The sequence below is a fragment of the Flavobacterium sp. WC2416 genome (assembly GCF_041200095.1).
Lineage (GTDB): Bacteria > Bacteroidota > Bacteroidia > Flavobacteriales > Flavobacteriaceae > Flavobacterium.
Genome location: NZ_CP165626.1, coordinates 1,156,954 through 1,171,176, shown reverse-complemented (window position 1 = coordinate 1,171,176; position 14,223 = coordinate 1,156,954). Strand labels below are relative to the sequence as shown.

Here is a 14,223-nt window from a genome sequence, read left to right as displayed (position 1 = left end):
TATCTACTTTTGAAGTTTTCCAAAATCCATATATAAAACGTTCCAACGATGTCCATCTAAATCTGCGAAACCAAAGCCATACATCCATCCTTCATTTTCAGCAGGTTTAGAAAAAACAACACCTCCAGCATCAGTTACTTTTTTTGCCAATTCATTTACTTCTTTCTTACTTTCTGCATCTAACGAAATTAATATTTCCGAACTAGATTTAGTATTGGTAATCTTATTTTGTAAAAATTTACCAAAAACAGATTCCTCAAAAAGCATGACCACAAAATTTTTATCTCCTACTATCATACAAACCGAATGCGCTGTTTCATTTTTCTCATTAAAAGAAAAGCCTATTTTCTCAAAGAATACTTTTGATTTCTTTACATCCTTAACAGGTAAATTAAGCCAGATTTGTTTTGTCATTTTGCTAACTATTAAATTATTTTCAGCATCACTTTTCAATTGAGGTTTCTACTGCTTTATGTAAAAAAAACGAACATTAAAATTACAACTTATTTAAAACCAAATTCTTTTTTAATGAAAATATTAACAATAAAAAAGCCTTAACTCAATTTGAGTTAAGGCCATAAATATTTTTATAATAATAATAATAATAATAATAATATATTACTCCATCATATCAATATGTCTATCATGATACCCCAAAAGATATAAAACACCATCCAATCCCAAACTAGAGATTGAAGTAGAAGCACTTTCTTTTACTGTAGGTTTAGCATGAAAAGCAATTCCTAAACCTGCCAAGTTTAACATTGGCAAATCATTGGCTCCATCACCTACTGCAATGGTTTGGTTGATATGTATTCCTTCTTTATCGGCAATGGCTTGTAGGTATTCGGCTTTTTTAGCTCCATCAACAATTTCCCCTATATATTTTCCTGTTAGTTTTCCATCAATAATCTCTAATTCATTGGCATGAACGTAATCAATTCCCAATTCCTTTTGCAAGTATTTACCAAAATAGGTGAATCCACCAGATAATATAGCCGTTTTGTATCCATAATACTTCAGGGCTTTCATCAAGCGATGTGCTCCTTGTGTTATTGGTAAATTGACTGCCACATTTTGTAAAACTTCTTCACTCAAGCCTTCTAATAAAGCCATACGTTTCTTGAAGCTTTCGCTAAAATCAATTTCGCCGTTCATCGCTGATTCAGTGATGGCTCTCACCTGCTCCCCTACTCCTGCAAGATCCGCTAATTCGTCAATTACTTCCGTTTGAATTAAAGTAGAATCCATATCGAAACAAACCAATCGGCGGTTTCTTCTATACATATTGTCCTCTTGAAAAGAGATATCGACATCTAAAGTTCTGGAAATTTCCATAAAACTAGCTGTCATCAACGTTTTATCTACAATATTACCCGTTACGGATAATTGTACACAAGAACGAGGAAATTCCTCCTTTTCTACAACAGAAGTTCTACCCGTTAATCTTTTGATAGCATCAATATTTAAATTTTGATCCGACATGATTTTAGTAACCGCCGCTAATTGAACAGCTGTCAATGTTTCTCCCAAAATATTGATGATGTAACGTTGCTTGCGTTGCGCTTTTACCCAAATTTCGTAATCTGGGATTGTGATTGGAATAAACTTCACTTTGATTCCCAGCTCATAGGCTTTAAACAATAAATCCTTTAAAACAGGTGCTGAAGAAGAACCCGATTGTATTTCGAATAAAATTCCTAGAGAAAGTGTATCATGAATATCAGCTTGACCAATATCTAAAACAATAGCATCATAAGTTGCTAATATAGAAGTTAAACCAGCTGTTACACCAGGCTTATCCTGACCAGAAACTTTTAATAAAATAATCTCTTTATCTTCTGTTATCATTTTGTTTAATATTGATTTACGCGAACAAAAATCGGCAATCTATTGTAGATATAAAAGAATAATGTTTGTTTTTTTTTACAATAACAAATAGTGTAAAGTACCCATAAAAAAACCTGTTCAAATCAATGAACAGGTTTATATTTTTGAGAAAAACGCAATCTTTATGAAGCAATTTCCAAACGCTTCAATAAATTTCTATTCAACGTTTCTTTAGCGTAATCTACATCAATTTCTAATATTTTATCATCAGAACTTGGTAGTTCATACATGGCATCCGTCAATATCGCTTCACATAGAGAACGCAATCCACGAGCCCCTAATTTGTATTCTAATGCTTTATCAACAATAAAATCCAATGCTTCATCAGTAATGCTGAAATCTACTTCATCCATCAAAAATAATTTTTGATATTGTTTGATTAAAGCATTCTTAGGTTGAGTCAAAATCGCTCTTAACGTTTCTCTGTCTAATGGATCCATGTGCGTTAACACTGGCAAACGACCAATAATCTCAGGAATTAATCCAAAATCTTTGATGTCTTTTGGAATAATGTATTGCAACAAATTGTCTTTATCAATGTTATCCACATTTTTAGAAGTAGAATAACCAACCGCTTGACGGTTCAATCGTTTCGAAATAATTCTTTCGATTCCATCAAAAGCACCACCAGCAATAAACAAAATATTTTGTGTGTTTACCTCAACAAATTTTTGGTCTGGGTGTTTACGTCCTCCTTTTGGTGGTACATTAACTACCGTTCCTTCTAGTAATTTCAATAAGGCTTGTTGCACTCCTTCACCTGAAACATCACGAGTAATAGATGGATTATCACTCTTACGAGCAATTTTGTCTATTTCGTCAATAAATACAATTCCGCGTTCTGCTTTGGCTACATCATAATCCGCAGCTTGTAGTAAACGAGTCAAAATACTTTCGACATCTTCACCCACATAACCAGCTTCAGTAAGTACCGTAGCATCTACAATAGCCAAAGGAACGTCTAACATTTTAGCAATGGTTTTAGCTACTAATGTTTTTCCAGTTCCAGTTTGTCCTACCATGATGATATTACTTTTTTCAATCTCTACTTCATCATCTAATTGCTGTTGCATTAAACGTTTGTAGTGATTGTAAACTGCCACCGACATTACTTTTTTAGTTTGGTCTTGCCCAATAACGTATTGGTCTAAGAACGCTCTAATCTCTTTTGGTTTCTTTAAAATAAGATCCCCTACTAATTTAGAACTGCCAGATGATTTTATTTCTTCCAGTACAATTCCATGCGCTTGTTCGATACATTTATCACAGATATGCGCATCTATTCCAGCAATTAATAGTTGGGTTTCCGGTTTTTTCCTTCCACAAAATGAACATTCTAATTTTTCTTTTGCCATCTTTTTTTGTTTAAAGTTTAAACGTTTAAAGTTTAAAGTTACCACAGCAACCTTAAACCTTAAACCTTAAACTTGTAACTATTTTTTTTTAACTCCTTCTTAAAACTTCATCAATCATTCCGTATTCTTTTGCCTCATCAGCAATCATCCAGTAGTCACGTTCGCTATCGTTGTGTACTTTTTCGAATGTTTGTCCTGAATGGTGCGAAATGATTTTATACAATTCGTCTTTTAGTTTCAACATTTCTCTCAAGTTGATTTCCATATCAGTAGCCACACCTTGTGCTCCTCCTGATGGTTGGTGAATCATTACTCTTGAATGTGGCAATGCCGAACGCTTTCCTGCTGCTCCTGCACATAACAATACCGCTCCCATAGAAGCTGCCATTCCTGTACAAATAGTCGCTACATCTGGCTTGATGTATTGCATCGTGTCATAAATTCCTAAACCAGCATAAACACTTCCTCCTGGAGAGTTTAAGTAAATTTGGATATCTTTAGAAGCATCAGCGCTTTCTAAGAATAATAATTGTGCTTGAACGATATTTGCAATTTGGTCATCAATTCCTGTACCTAGAAAAATAATTCTGTCCATCATCAATCTTGAGAAAACGTCTAATTGAGAGATGTTCAACTGGCGTTCTTCAATGATGTATGGAGTCATATTTGTAGGATTCATTGCTGCTACGATTTTATCGTAATACATTGCATTTACTCCTTGATGCTTTGTAGCAAATTTTTTAAATTCTTTACCGTAGTTCATTTTTATAAGTTTAAAAGTTTGAAAGTCTAAAGTCTGAAAGTTACATAATCCGTAAGTCAAAGTTCATACCCTAAATACAAATAATGTCAATTTGTCTCCTTTTCTAGCCCAGATCGCAGTGTAAAGCTTTTTGAAAACTGTTTTTTAGTTTTTTCATTCTTGTAAAGCGACTGAAAGAAGCTCTTACAAGAAGAATAAAAACTGAAACAGTTGAAAAAACTTGAAACGAAGAGCTGGATTAGCTTCTGAAATTGATTCAAATAAAAGAGCGTCAAAGAAAAAAATTCATTTGACGCTCAAATATAACTATTTTTTATTATTTAGTCTTTGTAATAAAATCATAATTTTTGACATTTGACTTTATGACTTTTGACTTTAAGGACTAAAATTTATTCTCCGTAAGACGCAGCGATAAATTCGTCGTAAGTAACTTCTTTAGTAGTTGGTTGTGCTTTTTCTTTGAACAATTCCAACAATTTTTCAGCAACCACTTGGTCAGAAAGTCTTTTTACTTCGTCTTGGTTAGACAAAACTCTTGCAACAATTCCTTGAACTTCTTCGTCCGTAGGATTTGTTTGTCCGAATTGTGCCATTTGCTGACGGATGTTTTTTGTAGTAAATGTTTTCAAATCTTCAAAAGTGATTTTGATGTCTGATTGAGCCATTGCTCTACCTTCGATCAATTGAAAACGCAATCCTTTTTCAGAACGTGCATATTCAACTTCTGCTTCTTCAGGAGATAATTTTTTCTCTCCAACAGTTTGCAACCATTTTTTCAAGAATTCTGAAGGCAAATCAAATTTTGTGTTTTCGATTAAGAACTCAGTAACATCTCCTAATAATTTTTGGTCCGCTTGAGTTGCAAATTGCGCCTCAGCATCTTCTTTGATTTTTGCTTTCAACTCATCTAATGAAGCTACAGTTCCAGCACCAAACAATTTGTCAAACAATTCTTGATTCAATTCAGCTAGTTCCGCTGCGTTGATTGCTTCAATAGTGAAGTTTACATCAACCTCTAAACCGTGAACATCATCATGACTTACTTTCATCACGTCCATCAATTGGTGGTCGTCTTCAAATAAACCTTTAGTATTTACAGTAACCACGTCACCTACTTTTTTACCAATGAATAAATCAAAAGTCGCTTTGTCTTTAAAAAGATCAGCAGCAATAGTAGTTGCGTTATTAATTCCTTTTTCTTCGTTAGAGAATGTTCCAGTAACATCCGAGTCAGCTGCAACAACCTCTTGAGGAATTGCAGTACCAAATTGTTTTTGGATACGAGCTACTTGACCATCGATTAATTTATCATCAGCAGTAACTACATATTTCACGATATCGTTTTTAGCCTCTAAATCCAATTCGAAGTTAGGAACCAAACCAATTTCATATTCAAAAACCAATTCTTCAGCAGCCCAATCAAAGTTTTCGTTTACTTTAGGAAGTGGAGTCCCAAGAAGGTTTAATCTTTCTGATTGTACAAAACGCTCTAAAGCCAAGTCAACCACTTTTTTAACTTCTTCTTCTTTTATCGCTTTACCGTATTGTTTTTCAACAAGATCTTTAGGCACAGCTCCTTTTCTAAATCCTTTAACTGTTGCCAAAGGCATTTTTTCGTTTATTCTTTTTGCTACTTGACCTTTGTAATCCATCTGAACAACTGTCATTACAATCGTTTCGTTTACAGCGTCTATTGCTACTCTTTTGATATCCATCTTCTTCTTTAATTTACATGATAAAATTCGCCTGCAAAATTATAAAATTTTTGCTCGCCAACCAAGTTTTTTTACCACCGATACTGAAGCGTCAATACAGAATGAAATTTCTATGCGTTTTAGACTGCAATAACGAAGATTTTCCTAAGCATTTGGGCGTGACCCTTCCTAAAAAGTACGGGTCAGGCTGTTCGTTCCCGCTTTTATAGTTTTATCCCGAAGGGTAAAACTATAAAGAGCTCCACTGCCATCCTTCACGCAGTTCCTAGTCGAAAGTTAGAAAGTCGAAAGTCTTAAAGTCAACCCCAAGTTTCAAATCAAGACGATTCGAAAGAAAACAATTACAATCCATAAATAGAAAGCAGAAAAAGTTGCATATATTTGATGATATATGCAAGTTAGTGGCAAATTTTCAACCCTACATTTCAAATGAAGTTTCAACTTAAATTCGACGTAAGCATTTACAACAAACAAATGGATTTGTTGTTCGATTTGGCGTGGAAACGAAAAACAGAATATTACAAGAACTCACATTATTTTGGATTCATACTTTTGGTAATTAGTGCTTTTCTAATCTTTGAACGTCCAAGTTTTTTTGGCTTTGCAATTTTGATTTTCGGTTTAGGTATTCTTGTTCCATATTTCTATTACTATATTAAAATCAAATCTCTATATAGAAAACTAGAAACAGAAAAGACTCGAGAAATTGAAATTTCGAAAAGTCAAAATTTGTTGTTTTGGGAATTCACAGAAACGTCCTTAATAATGGAAAGTGAAGGAAACCAAAGGAAACTGAATTGGGAAGATTTTGTATCTCAATTAGTAAAAGAAAATAATCTGTTCATGTTTACCAAAGAAAATGAACCTATAATTTTAGGAGAAGTGGAAGTTGGAAAAGATAACTTTAAAATGATTGTAGACTTTGTTGACGCAAAAATCTGCCACTAACAGCCGTCAAACTGTCTAAAAACCTCCCTCCCCGTTATTTTATCCCTTGATTACTATGGTTTAAGCAAATAATAATTCATAAAATTTTCATTTATTTTTTGTGAATAATTCAATAACTTTGTGTTGAAAACAAACAATAAGTCTTGCGAAGGGGAAAAAGTTTTTACTACTTCTTCCCTATCAAAAGAAAAATTTATTTAATTGATCTTAAGCTATTTGTCTTTTTTCAAAGGTTCTGTTTTCCTTAATACATGCGCAAAGACGATGTATGAGTTTGTTTCTTACATTGTTAATTACGAGCATTTTGCTTTTTCCTTCTTGTACTTTTCGGCTATAATAAATTTTCAACTCTGGATCACTTGTGATTGCAGATAACGCACACATATGCAACTGTTTTTTTAATTTTTTATTTGCCATATAATGGACTTTTGGTTTTGAACGTACACTTTTTCCTGAAGTGTGTTCAAAAGGTACAACGCCTGCATAACAAGCCAATTGGCGAGGAGTGATATACATTGTAAATTCATTTGTAAAACAAATTAAGAATAAAGTTGTTACTTTTCCAACGCCTGTAACCGATGTCGATATTTTAAATATTCTAGAAAGATTTTCATCTTCGTTGATTATTTTGTCTAATTGTTTTTCTATTTTTTGCAAATCTGTTTCAATTCCTTTAATTGTACTTTTTTGGAGTTTTTCTGAGAGTTTAGCCACTTCTAAATCAAATGACTTAAGTTCTCTTACATTACGTAACAACGAAGCTTTTGTAATCACTAGCTTTTCTCTTAAAGACAATAAGTTTCTGATTTTATCAACTTCTTTTCTAGGAGCTTTGTACAGAACTGCTTCGTCAACATTCTTCATGGCATAATAAGCTATTCTTTCAGCATCAATTTTGTCGTTTTTACCTCTCTGAACACCAATACTTCGAATAATTTTCAACGACATTTCTACCCAAAGATCAAACTTAAATACCATCAAATACTTGATAAGTAACTTTCCATACATGCCAGTGTGTTCTAAACAAATCAATGTGTTTTCAAAAGTAGCATTTTGCTCTTTCAACCATTTGCGAAGTGCTTGGATTCCTTTGTAATCATTTACAAATTGATTATGGATGGTGTTTTGTTTATCTCCATTCAAAATCACAACAGCATCAAAATATTCTTTGGATACGTCAATGCCTAAAAAATGTTTAAATTTGTTCATAAGAAAATGTTTTAAAGATTAGCAACCAGTTTATTGAACACACTCATAACCTTGATAATAGGCCTAAAAACCTGAATTACTATTTGATGCTTGTTCAATACAAACTGACAAAGTCCTAATCGGGGGATAAGTCTAAAACTTTGCGGCGCGAATGGTTCACTTTGTCAGTTTGGTTGTTAATTTAAATTTAATGATTTTTCAAAGAACAAATCTAAAGGCTGGCGCGAGCGTCTCGCTCGTGAACACAAAGTATAAAAAGAGCAACAGGAAATTTAGTTAATTAATGAATATCTACTTTTAAAATAATTAGAAATTGATTTTGATTGCGGACACGAGCGAGACGCTCGCGCAAAGCATGTAAGTTTAGTGTAAGATAAAAATTTAACTAGCTGCAACTTTTGTACTTTTGAATTATAATTTAAACATATACAATTGACAAAACATTTAAAATACCTTCTTTCCCTCTTTCTGGCTTTTGGCTTGATAGTGAATGATGGCGTTTTAGAATCTCGATCTAATTCGGTTGAATATTATCAATATTCTAATGCAATTGTAGGTAGTGAATGGAAAACTAGCCGTTCTAAATTATACGTTTTCAATCTAGTAAACGCTATAAAAACAGCGATTTCGATTCCTTTTAAATACCTTCGGTTTGCAACTAGTTACAGTCTTACCATTCCTGTTCTATTTAAATTAAGAACACAGGTTTATCAAAAAGTAAGTTCATTTATCGAACAACAACTCTTTATAAACGAGAAAAGTACTTCAACCAACTCTTATACCATTTTATACATAGCCTAGAAAAGTCTTTCTACGCATTTATGCCATCCCTTGCATAACAATGATACCTAATGTCTCATCATTTATCATTTACACCATGTATAAAAACAAAAACCAATCTCGTTTGGAGCCATCCAAGCACCCTATTCTTTGGGCTAAAAGAAAAATCATGCTATTCCTAACCGCATTTATGATAGGAATGTCAAACGGAATGAATGTAGGCGACAACATGACGCACAACAAACAAAATCAAACCGAACAACACCATAAAAAAGATTGATTTCATTGCTTTTAGCATTCTAATTTAAAATTCATCTTGTCATTTTCTTCATAACAATAATGCAATCATGCCATGTATAATGGCTCAATTGGATATAAAAAATGCCATGAGTACTTCATGGCATTTGTATTTTTATGAGTATCTTAAGTAACTTTAAACAACTCCTTTTTTAGACACCTCTATAATAGCACCAACATTAACACTTCCCTCCTGTTGTGCAATTAAATTTTGACCAAAAATCACATTATTACCTACTCTTTTATATTTAGACAAAGTAAATAGAGGTTCTTTTCCGGCAACGATTCCTTTTTCGGGATCTACAGTAACCATTACACATCTTCCGCACGGTTTCACACCATAAAAAGGAAAATTTCCTATGGTGAATTCACTCCAATTTTCTTCTTCGTATTCTTGTCCTCCAGTGAACACAAAATTGGGGCGGAATCGTTTCATGGGCACTGCTTCTTTCAAACGGGAATTCAGATCATCTAAAGACGACTGCCCAATAATTAAAAAAGGAAATCCATCCGAAAACGAATTGATATCATTCCCTGAAATGGCATATTTAGGCTCTACTTTTCGGTGACTTTCTTCGGGCATATACACCAATCGAACGGAGTATTTTAAAATTTCAGAAAACCAATGCGATAATTCTTTATCGACTTCATACGCATCAATTGCATCTTCCCAAAGAACTGTTTTTATATTCTCCTTCTTTTCTTCCACAGGTGAAGGATTCAGTGGTACTTTTATTTTATTAGTTGGGTTTTCTTTGTGAGTAATAATTAAAAACTCGCCCTCAATTTCAGTTTGGAAAAGGGCTAATTCAGGAGTGGTTCTTTGCGATAGAAAAACACCATCTTCATCTACCAACATCCAGCGGCGATCGTGTTCAAGTCCACGATGTGTAACATTAGATTCTTGAAGGAGAATTCCTCCTAATGATTTTACAGGATAAATCCAGATTTCAGAAAGTTGAAGCATAACTACTTTATTTTTATCAAATCTACAAAAAAGTACAGCCAACACAAACAACAAAAAAAGCCTCGAAAGGGTTAGTTTTCGAGGCTTACTTTTTGTTTCTAGGAAGGAAATTGAATTAATTTACACATTCAAAAAGTAAATTCCATTTTCAAAAAATACTGAAATCCTTATATGTAAAATATTGTAGCCCGTAGCGGAATCGAACCGCTCTTACATGGATGAAAACCATGCGTCCTAACCGATAGACGAACGGGCCTTGCTTTTCTATTTCGGGTGCAAAAATAGCACTATTTTTGAGATGTACCAAGCCAAATTCCAAAACGGGCTAGTGAAAACTCCTTTTTTTTTATTTACAAATTATAATTAATTCAGAATTAGCACTTACCGTAAAAAAGAATTACAAAGTTTTTTTTTAAAATGTAAATTCTTACTTTTAAAATAAAGACACAACTTCATTAGCCCACTCTATTTTAAAACAGCGGCTACGTGTCGAAATTTAAAATCGACAATTGCCTTTTCGTTATATAAAAAATGCCCCCAAATAGTATCTTACTATTTGAGGGCATTTATGTAAACAGACTAATCTGTTATATTTGTATTTAAAACTGATTAGTTGAATTGAGCAGCCATATATTCAATTAAACTGTCGTCACTCATCTTAATAGAAGTACTTTCTTTAGCCTCCACATTTTTATACTGTGGCGTCTCATTCAAATAATTAATAAATTGTTCTTGTGAAATTCCAGTTCCAGTCACATGCAGTTCATCAACATTTTGCATATGTGCAGTGATGTTCTTGAATAATTTATGCAGCATATCTCTTTCTGCATTGTTTGATGCGTTTTCGCTTGTATGTACAAATTGATCTTCAACATTTTCGTGACCTAAAACAACGAACTTACCTGAAACTACATTTTCTCTTCCTACAATAGTTGCCTGATGTGAATCCATCCAAACTCCAAATTGTTTTTTATTTTTTCCTGACATAATTATATATTTATTATATTAATACTTGTGTTAAATTGTAAAAATTGTGCGCTAAACAGATGCACTGCTTTTCTTATCTTGCAATAGTAGCCTCATGAATCAAACCGTCACTAATTCAATGAGTAGCTATTTATAAGTAAAATTTAGGGGCATTATTCCAAATTATTTAAACTTCTTTGAAAGTGGTTCCTACAGCTAAAACAATGAAACCAAAAAGCAATAGCGTGTAATTGTGTTCTGTTAAAAACGGAACAGCTGCAAAATGCCCGATTATTCCAAGGATACCAAAAATCAATCCTATAATCCATGTAATTTTCTTTGGTGCTGAAGGGTTTTTCATATAAATAATTTTAAATAATGGTCCGAAATCAATGCGTTCCAGTTAAACAAAAATAACCCTATCCCTTTTCAGAAGTGTCATACAATTCGTTATAATGATTATATAATTCACATGTTTTGTGAATGTACTACACACAACAACCTTATTTTAAGCTTATTAAAAAGCCAGCTTAGATAGTAAGCTGGCTTTTTTAAGTAATGAATACTAGTTGTCGGTATTTAGCAATACAATATCCGCCTATACTTTTTTTAAAAATTACTTCTCAATAGATTTAATAATTCACATTCACTCCAAAACCTACACCCATATCACTATCGTAATGGGTCGTTATTCCAATATTTTTACCTACAATATATTTTAATCCCGCCATGTATTCTTTATCGGTATTTACCATAAGCGCCATTCGTAATCTTTTAGAAACTGGAATGTCTTCTCGCATTAATTGCAAACGAACATTACCATCATGAAAAACCTCAGCTTGTGCAATAACTAAAAGTGGCAAGGTATAATTAACCCCTAAACTGACTACCGAACGATTGTCTTTAGTATTCTTTTGACCAAAAACATTTTTTTCTACTTCGTTCATTCCAAACTTTCTATAACGCCAGTCAAAACCTATGAACGGCATTAACCATTGATTTTTCCCGATGTATCTACCAATATGTGTTTCGGTTTCATAACCGTGTTCGTCCATGTACCCCAAACGCCATTCAGTACCAAAACTCCATCTTGCATTTTGCGCCATCGCTTTACCATCATTTCCATTGGTAGCAAAATCATTTTCAGCCATAAGATGAAGTCCGTTGCTTTCAGATTGTAATTTTTTATAAGCCCATTCTTTATTTGTTAAAAGGGGGTTTGGCGCCGAATTTTCATAACTAAAAACCCTGTTCATTCCTGCCATCATATGATATAAAATATGACAATGAAAAAACCAATCTCCATCCGCATTCGCATTAAACTCAATCGTATCTGTTTCCATTGGCATAATATCTAGTACGTTTTTCAATGGCGCATACGCTCCTTGTCCATTCAATACTCTAAAATCATGTCCGTGTAAATGCATGGGGTGACGCATCATGGAATTATTATGCAATACAATCCGTACGTTTTCTCCTTTTTTGATTAAAATTTTATCCGTTTCAGATAAGACTTTGTTATCCATGCTCCACAAGTAGCGATTCATGTTTCCTGTTAATTCAAAATGCAATTCTCGCACGGGAGCATCTTTAGGAAGCGTAGTAACAGTAGGTGATTTTAACATCCCATAATTCAAGGTTACAATTTCATCAGAACCCATGGTATGTTTTGAATGATCCATTTTGGAATCATTCCCATCCATTCCTTCTGATTTCATATCCATTTTGGAATGATCCATCTTTGAGTGATCCATTTTTGAATCCTTCATATCCATTTTGTCCGACTTCATGTCCATTTTCATTGCTGAACTACCCGTGATTTCTGGGTACATCACCGTATTCATGTCCATTTTTTGAAGGCTCATATCCATGCCCATTTCATTCATACTACCATCCACATTCATCATATCATTCATCATCTTCATCCCTTCAAAATAGTTCAATTTTGGTAAAGGTGAAACTAATTGTTTGATACCGTTGCCTATATACAATGAAGCTGATTTGGTTCTGTCTTCGGGTGTTGCTAAAAATTCATACGCTGTATTATCCGCAGGAATGGTAACTACAACATCATACGTTTCCGAAACTCCAATGATTAAGCGATCCACTTCAACAGGTGCTACATCATTCCCATCATTGGCAACGACCGTGATTTTCCCTCCGGCATAAGTCAACCAGAAATAAGAGGAAGCACCCGCATTTGAAATTCGCATACGTACTTTGTCTCCCCCTTTAGATTTACTTAAAACGTTAGCCATAGATTCTTTGGCACCATTAATCAAGAATTTATCATAATACACGTCACTCACATCCATGGCTAACATGCGTTTCCACTCGTTATTGAATTTGGTTTTAAAATGTCCGCTTCTAATGGCTTCCGCATAACTTTGTGTAGTTCCTTTTTTAATTGCAAACCAATCCGAAGCGTTATGTAACATTCGGTGTACATTTTCTGGTTTGTAATCCGTCCATTCGCTCAAAACAACAGGAAGCGTAGGCAAATCATCAATTCCTTTTCTGAAAGTAGGATCGCTTGTTTTTTTCTTCAAAATTAAAGCCCCATACATACCTATTTGCTCTTGCAAACCACTATGGCTATGATACCAATGGGTTCCATTTTGTACAATTGGAAATGTATATTTATGAGTAGTGTGAGGCGCTATCGGCATTTGAGTAAGAAATGGCACTCCGTCCTCTTTATTAGGTAAATACAAACCGTGCCAATGCAAGGAAGTTCCTTCTTCAAGTTCATTATGCACATAAATTTCAGCAATATCACCCTCTGTAAAAGTAAGGGTTGGCATCGGAATTTGTCCGTTGACCGCTATCGCTTTTTTATCTTTTCCTGAAAAATTGACAATAGTATCTCTTACGTACAAATCATATCGAACTGTTCTAGGCGGAGCATCTGCCACAATTCTTTTAACTGGTTCTTCTTTAACTTTAGTGGTTGTTGCAGGAGCATCTAAATGATTTTTATGCGATTCATTGTTTACTGCATTTGTTTTAACAACACTTGATTTTGACGGTGCCGTTTTCGACGCTAGCTTTTTTGGAACAAATTTACTTACTGATTTTGCTTTTTCCTTAATCAAATCCATACCACATTTTGGGCATTTGCCTGGTTTGGCAGCATGAATTTCAGGATGCATTACACAAGTATAAGTTACAGCTTGAGTTTGGAGAATCTCTTGTTTTTTCGAAACCTTACTCTCATTCCTATTTTCTGCTTGAGCATAGGAATAAAACATCAAGATCAATGCTACTACTATTATTCTTCTCATAGTTAAAATCCTAAATATTGATTAATCATTTTTTAAATTTCTAATAACG

13 protein-coding genes and 1 tRNA gene are annotated in these 14,223 nt (G+C 33.7%); 3 read left to right on the top strand and 11 right to left on the bottom strand.

Annotated elements, in window-relative coordinates:
* Nucleotides 1–3: 3 nt before the first annotated feature.
* The 5 genes from AB3G39_RS04840 to AB3G39_RS04820 all read right to left on the bottom strand — a co-directional run bounded on the left by AB3G39_RS04840 (nt 4) and on the right by AB3G39_RS04820 (nt 5,723).
* Nucleotides 4–414, bottom strand: coding sequence for a VOC family protein (locus AB3G39_RS04840; RefSeq protein ID WP_369766145.1), 411 nt, complete (start codon nt 412–414; stop codon nt 4–6).
* A 204-nt stretch (nt 415–618) separates the two neighbouring features.
* The gene (gene serB / locus AB3G39_RS04835; RefSeq protein ID WP_367755225.1) at nt 619–1,851 is read right to left on the bottom strand and encodes a phosphoserine phosphatase SerB; all 1,233 of its coding nucleotides are present in this window, start codon (nt 1,849–1,851) and stop codon (nt 619–621) included.
* A gap of 161 nt (nt 1,852–2,012) precedes the next feature.
* On the bottom strand, nt 2,013–3,245 hold the full coding sequence (clpX, locus tag AB3G39_RS04830; RefSeq protein WP_369752562.1) for an ATP-dependent Clp protease ATP-binding subunit ClpX: 1,233 nt from the start codon (nt 3,243–3,245) through the stop codon (nt 2,013–2,015).
* Between the two features lie 88 nt (nt 3,246–3,333).
* The gene (gene clpP / locus AB3G39_RS04825) at nt 3,334–4,008 is read right to left on the bottom strand and encodes an ATP-dependent Clp endopeptidase proteolytic subunit ClpP (protein ID WP_367755229.1); all 675 of its coding nucleotides are present in this window, start codon (nt 4,006–4,008) and stop codon (nt 3,334–3,336) included.
* A gap of 389 nt (nt 4,009–4,397) precedes the next feature.
* Entirely contained in the window at nt 4,398–5,723 is a 1,326-nt protein-coding gene (locus AB3G39_RS04820) for a trigger factor (RefSeq protein ID WP_369766144.1), read from the bottom strand.
* Nucleotides 5,724–6,152: 429 nt separating this feature from the next.
* On the opposite strand from AB3G39_RS04820, the gene AB3G39_RS04815 reads away from it, so the two are divergent.
* Entirely contained in the window at nt 6,153–6,671 is a 519-nt protein-coding gene (locus AB3G39_RS04815) for a hypothetical protein (RefSeq protein WP_369766143.1), read from the top strand.
* A gap of 207 nt (nt 6,672–6,878) precedes the next feature.
* Here AB3G39_RS04815 and AB3G39_RS04810 read toward each other — a convergent pair whose 3' ends face one another.
* Entirely contained in the window at nt 6,879–7,880 is a 1,002-nt protein-coding gene (locus tag AB3G39_RS04810; RefSeq protein WP_369765230.1) for an IS110 family transposase, read from the bottom strand.
* Between the two features lie 432 nt (nt 7,881–8,312).
* On the opposite strand from AB3G39_RS04810, the gene AB3G39_RS04805 reads away from it, so the two are divergent.
* Both AB3G39_RS04805 and AB3G39_RS04800 read left to right on the top strand, forming a co-directional pair.
* The gene (locus AB3G39_RS04805; protein WP_369766142.1) at nt 8,313–8,681 is read left to right on the top strand and encodes a hypothetical protein; all 369 of its coding nucleotides are present in this window, start codon (nt 8,313–8,315) and stop codon (nt 8,679–8,681) included.
* A gap of 40 nt (nt 8,682–8,721) precedes the next feature.
* Nucleotides 8,722–8,940 (top strand): hypothetical protein, encoded by a 219-nt coding sequence (locus tag AB3G39_RS04800; protein WP_369766141.1) that lies wholly within the window; start codon nt 8,722–8,724, stop codon nt 8,938–8,940.
* 153 nt (nt 8,941–9,093) lie between these two features.
* On the opposite strand, the gene AB3G39_RS04795 is transcribed toward AB3G39_RS04800, so the two are convergent.
* The 5 genes from AB3G39_RS04795 to AB3G39_RS04775 form a co-directional block, all read right to left on the bottom strand.
* Entirely contained in the window at nt 9,094–9,924 is an 831-nt protein-coding gene (locus tag AB3G39_RS04795) for an MOSC domain-containing protein (protein WP_369752569.1), read from the bottom strand.
* 184 nt (nt 9,925–10,108) lie between these two features.
* A tRNA-Glu gene (locus AB3G39_RS04790) sits at nt 10,109–10,180 on the bottom strand.
* Between the two features lie 353 nt (nt 10,181–10,533).
* Nucleotides 10,534–10,911, bottom strand: coding sequence for a hypothetical protein (locus AB3G39_RS04785; RefSeq protein WP_369766140.1), 378 nt, complete (start codon nt 10,909–10,911; stop codon nt 10,534–10,536).
* 166 nt (nt 10,912–11,077) lie between these two features.
* Nucleotides 11,078–11,251, bottom strand: coding sequence for a hypothetical protein (locus AB3G39_RS04780; RefSeq protein ID WP_369752570.1), 174 nt, complete (start codon nt 11,249–11,251; stop codon nt 11,078–11,080).
* 271 nt (nt 11,252–11,522) lie between these two features.
* Complete coding sequence (locus AB3G39_RS04775) at nt 11,523–14,174, bottom strand: multicopper oxidase domain-containing protein (RefSeq protein ID WP_369766139.1); 2,652 nt, start codon at nt 14,172–14,174, stop codon at nt 11,523–11,525.
* Between the last annotated feature and the right edge of the window lie 49 nt (nt 14,175–14,223).